The sequence below is a fragment of the Bacteroides sp. RTP31139st1_H2_RTP31139_211217 genome (genome assembly GCF_040227615.1).
Classification (GTDB): Bacteria; Bacteroidota; Bacteroidia; order Bacteroidales; family Bacteroidaceae; genus Bacteroides; species Bacteroides uniformis.
Map to the genome: position 1 here is coordinate 1 of NZ_JBCNZM010000249.1, position 4,648 is coordinate 4,648.

The 4,648-nt window shown below is 38.2% G+C and carries 6 protein-coding genes; 2 read left to right on the plus strand and 4 right to left on the minus strand.

Going from position 1 to position 4,648, the window contains the following annotated elements; genetic code table 11:
- The first annotated feature begins 66 nt into the window (after positions 1–66).
- Positions 67–264 carry a hypothetical protein gene (locus ABUA47_RS23160; protein WP_007564664.1) on the plus strand — a complete coding sequence of 66 codons (198 nt, stop codon included), beginning with the start codon at positions 67–69 and terminating at the stop codon, positions 262–264.
- A 344-nt stretch (positions 265–608) separates the two neighbouring features.
- Here the strand turns inward: ABUA47_RS23160 and ABUA47_RS23165 are convergent, their stop codons facing one another.
- Together ABUA47_RS23165 and ABUA47_RS23170 are read right to left on the minus strand one after the other, a co-directional pair.
- The gene (locus ABUA47_RS23165; protein ID WP_005868753.1) at positions 609–1,091 is read right to left on the minus strand and encodes a DUF3990 domain-containing protein; all 483 of its coding nucleotides are present in this window, start codon (positions 1,089–1,091) and stop codon (positions 609–611) included.
- A complete protein-coding gene (locus ABUA47_RS23170; RefSeq protein ID WP_005868755.1) occupies positions 1,088–1,537 on the minus strand; it encodes a DUF3791 domain-containing protein in 450 nt (149 codons plus the stop codon). The genes ABUA47_RS23165 and ABUA47_RS23170 overlap by 4 nt, the downstream gene beginning before the upstream one ends.
- A gap of 436 nt (positions 1,538–1,973) precedes the next feature.
- On the opposite strand from ABUA47_RS23170, the gene ABUA47_RS23175 reads away from it, so the two are divergent.
- Positions 1,974–3,137, plus strand: a complete 1,164-nt coding sequence (locus tag ABUA47_RS23175; RefSeq protein ID WP_005868407.1) for an IS4 family transposase — start codon at positions 1,974–1,976, stop codon at positions 3,135–3,137.
- Between the two features lie 193 nt (positions 3,138–3,330).
- Here ABUA47_RS23175 and ABUA47_RS23180 read toward each other — a convergent pair whose 3' ends face one another.
- Together ABUA47_RS23180 and ABUA47_RS23185 are read right to left on the minus strand one after the other, a co-directional pair.
- The gene (locus tag ABUA47_RS23180; RefSeq protein ID WP_005868759.1) at positions 3,331–3,945 is read right to left on the minus strand and encodes an SLOG family protein; all 615 of its coding nucleotides are present in this window, start codon (positions 3,943–3,945) and stop codon (positions 3,331–3,333) included.
- Position 3,946: 1 nt separating this feature from the next.
- Positions 3,947–4,513 (minus strand): phosphoribosyltransferase, encoded by a 567-nt coding sequence (locus tag ABUA47_RS23185; protein ID WP_005868760.1) that lies wholly within the window; start codon positions 4,511–4,513, stop codon positions 3,947–3,949.
- Between the last annotated feature and the right edge of the window lie 135 nt (positions 4,514–4,648).

A 4,648-nucleotide genomic window follows, 5' to 3' on the forward strand; every position in this document is an offset into this window, starting at 1 on the left:
AACAATCTATATTTGCAACGGAAAATGATTTGACTTCCCTAAAAAATGATATGAAAAAGACAAAACTTGAAAATCAGTAACAGGTTTGGAAAGGATGCAAAAAACAACCGGTTAGACAGCAAGCATGGCACATCCCGAAAAGATGGTCAGCCGCCTATCGACACACCGGAAGAAACATCTGCAATTCCTTTTAAAAAAATGAAGCCGAAGAATGAAGCATATCATATTCCACGTATCGAAAAAAGTGACTGCACGATAAAATGAAAAGCTGCAACGGAAGAACTGACTTGCGGATTCTGCGGGAGAACATAACCACACAGGCATACAGCCACTACACCTGTTTCCAATAAAAGAAGATTACACCACCGGAAAAGCAGAAAGGCTCCACTCGGAGAAAAGCAAGCAAACGATTGAAGCGGACTGCCGATTTGGCAGCGAAATATCCAACTACCTATCTACAGCCCTAAAAGGCTAGGACATATGGGTAAGCAACAGACTGCCGGGCAGTCACTCCGCTGAAAGGGTGGGTGGGAAAAAACTAAGTGGACGCAAAAAACAACCTTACCATTGGGGGATAAACTTCCCCCTATTTTCACTTCACATATTCTTTACCCCACTTCAATTGATTCAACAAACTTCAACAACAAAGCGACTGTTACCGTATGAAATGAAAGCTGATTGAACAACTTATGCGCTTTCAGCATCTCAATAGCGGCTTCAGCCGTAACAACTCTCTGTTCATAAAGCCGAATTGTCGCATATAACTGGTCATTTGCGACAGGCCCCATTATTAGGTCATAGTCACCGTTTTCTCTTCCTCTGCGGTTGTTGACAACAAACTCCAGCCATTCTTTTGTTGCACCCATAAACCGAAGAACCGGATATTCCCTATCAAGAATATCATCGGGAACTTCATAAACAGAGACGATTGCTTTTTCGCTCTGTTCCCTGTTCTTCTTCAACAAAGCCCATTTTTTTGCTTGTTCAAAGTTGGTTGTCGTATAAAATCCCTTCCCAAAGTCCGTAGCCTTCCGTCCTTTCTGTATATTAGGGCGTTTCACGGTAACTGTAGATCCATGAAATAGTCTCATTTTCTTTTATTGATATAAGTCGTTATAGTATCTAATATATATTCGGGGTCTTGGGTATGAAGCATTTCAAAAGTCTCATCCAAAAAATCAAAAACCCCATAGTCCGAAAACAACAACAAGGTTTCTTCCGCACTTTGTTTCTTTTCCTCCCTATAATTCTCAATGCAGAACATCTTGAAAAGCAGGATCTTCGTGTCACCGTTATACCGTCGTTTTTCTTCTGTTTTTTCCTTCTCCAATGTTTCATAAAGCGACAATGTACTTGAATACCATAACTTGGTACTCTTATCCAGCAAAGATTTATACAACTTGGAAGAATATATATAATACAGTGCATCGCCTAAAGGCAATGCCTTTTTCTTCATGACCAGTTCTACCAGCTCTCTCATCACGAATGGGAGCATGGTTGAGTCAAGTTCTCCTTGATTTTTATGAGTAATTTCCATATTCTTGTTGTTATTACTTTAGCATATTTTCGAAAACACCTTCTTCACAGTTCTTTATACACACCTGACACTCGGCCACCACTTCTCTTAATATTCGGGCACATTCTTCATTCGAATGCCCTTGCAGTAATTCATAGGCATATCGCATCAGTTCATTAGCTTCCATTGTTTCCATCCTTATCAATAATATTCAAGTTCATCATTATTTTCTGCAACGACTCCATATTTGGAGTTCCTAACCAACACACACCTATGCAAAAGGTCATATTGTTCTCTGTATCTGAAAAACGCATATTGTTTTACCTTTTACAAACATTGTTGTCCCATTAAAATCTAAAAGAGTTCTTTGAAATATTTGAAATTTAGTTAGTTACAGCGATTTTCCGAGCGAACGGACTTGAATTTGTAGCTTTGCATCAGATTAATCCGATGGCATATGTTCCAAGACAAATACGTTTTCGCTCAATTGGCTTCATTTCTGAATCGAAGTAAGTTTAACCGCATAGTCACCAAGTATGATGGTGATAAATATGTGAAGCACTTCACCTGCTGGAATCAACTACTTGCTTTGATGTTTGGTCAACTTTCTAATCGTGAAAGTCTGCGAGATTTGATAGTTGCTCTTGAAGCTCATCATTCCAAATGTTATCATTTAGGAATGGGTAAAAATGTATCAAAGTCATCGCTGGCAAGAGCAAATCAAGATAGAGACTATCACATCTTTGAAGAATATGCTTACTACCTGGTTAGCGAAGCACGACAAAAGTGTGCTAATCATATTTTCAAACTTGGCGGTAACGTTTATGCTTTCGATTCGACTACTATTGACCTGTGCCTTTCAGTCTTTTGGTGGGCAAAATTCCGCAAAAAGAAAGGTGGTATCAAAGTGCATACATTATATGATGTGGAAACACAGATTCCTGCATTCTTTCATATCACGGAAGCATCCGTACACGATTCTAAAGTTATGATTGAAATTCCTTATGAACCAAGCTCTTATTACATCTTTGACCGCGGTTATAACAACTTCAAAATACTGTATAAAATTCATCAAATTGAAGCCTACTTTGTTGTCAGAGCAAAAAAGAATCTCGGGTACAAATCCATCCAATGGAAACGTAGGCTGCCTAAGAATGTGCTTTCAGACGCAAGTGTATTTCTGACAGGATTCTATCCTAAACAATATTATCCAGAGCCACTTAGATTGGTTAAATATTGGGATGAAGAACAAGAACGAGAATTTACATTCATAACCAATGCGATGCATATATCTGCGCTTCAAGTTGCTGAACTTTATAAAAATCGCTGGCAGGTAGAGCTGTTTTTCAAATGGCTCAAGCAGCACCTTAAAATCAAAAGATTTTGGGGAACTACAGAGAATGCTGTTCGAATACAGATATATGCTGCTATATGCGCTTACTGTTTGGTGGCAATCATTCAACACGATATGCAACTGAACAGAAGTACATATGAAGTGTTACAAATACTGAGCATCTCATTGACTGATAAGACTCATCTGAGAGACCTCTTTGATAAAACTAAATTTCAAAATGACAAAGAACGATTCGGACCAAATGGGCCAAGTTTATTTAATTTTTAATTCGTCCCAATTTTAATGGGACACTAATGTTTTACAAAGGTAAAACAATTAAGTAAAATTCATCTATCATTGCTTTTCATATTTATTGTGTCTTTCTCTTTTGCATCGGAAGTATTAGCACTTACAGCAACCAGACAGTATGACATCGCCACGTTTGATCATACCGCTGGAAAACAACGATATACAATCTGAATCAAAACAGATTGTATATCACCAATTTCTTTTTTTGTGCCTTGTTAAACGTATAAGAAGTTCCTCCGGCAGATTTTCCATCCCAATAGGCAATCAGCCTACAGGCGTGTGAAATCATGTAATCATTACGGTGGGCATAGCATTGGGCATAATAATATTCGGATAGAACTACCACCTTGTCGGCTTGGCGCAAAATATCAGCATACCTCTGTTTGTCCTCTTTGTTGAAATACACATCTTGCCCGACATAAGGAACAACCGCCACCAAAACCATATCGGGATATTGTTTCCTTTGTTCAAGTACGGTATGAGCAGCCATCATGTCAAATCCAACCGCACAACCAATATAGAAAAAACGGATTCCATTCTCATAGCAGAAACGTACCTCTTCATTCAACGATACGGACAAAGCATATTTATTTGTTCGTATCGTTCTATGACCGGTAAAAGCAACGGACATCATTTTCATCCATTTATCACGTGCCTTTCTACATATATCCAACGAACCTGCCGAAGTTTCATACACCATTCCATTCACCTCATAACGATAAGTGAACCAAGTAGTATCTCCAAAGATATCCTTCTGCTTCTCTATATAACTCTCTTTTTCTTTCATCTTATAACATACGGACAACTGTTTTACCTAAAAAGAAACCTCCCAAAACCTCACCTCCTATTTTTTCCAACTGACATGCGAAACGAGCATACGAAAACCCTTTTGTTAAAATATCGTCAAATACCAAGATTTTCTTACCCCGAAAAAAGTCCTTGTCAAATTCTATCACTTGTACTTTTTGAAGCGACTTGCTGTCAAATTTCTCGTGAATAGCCAAACGATCTCCACTGACACGTATATGTTCATACGCATTGATAGCACCTGAAAACTTACACACAGCCGAAGCAAACCCCTTATAACGAAGTTCATTCTTATCAGCGGAAGAAGCCGGAACACAAGCAAAAACAATATTCTTAACATCATCACCAAAAACTTGATGTAACTTATTCGCTATCATCCAAGCTATATTCAAATAAGCTTTTCCATCCTTAAAACTCCATATCATCTTACGAATTTGCCATTCTCTTTCCGTTGCCTGCCGATATTGCATAGGAAGATACTCAAAGAAAGAAAACATCATCTTATGCCATTGTCTGTCTAAACTAGGATATTTACTCTGATGTGCCATAGTCTTTTATCTATTAAAATTAAACTTATGCTTCAGCTAGATTTAAAGACCTTTTTTTAAACCCCTTTCCGGGATGGCCTTTTCTTTCTGCCGACTTTTTTTTTGAGCTTTCATGCCCCATCTGAGTTTATGAGC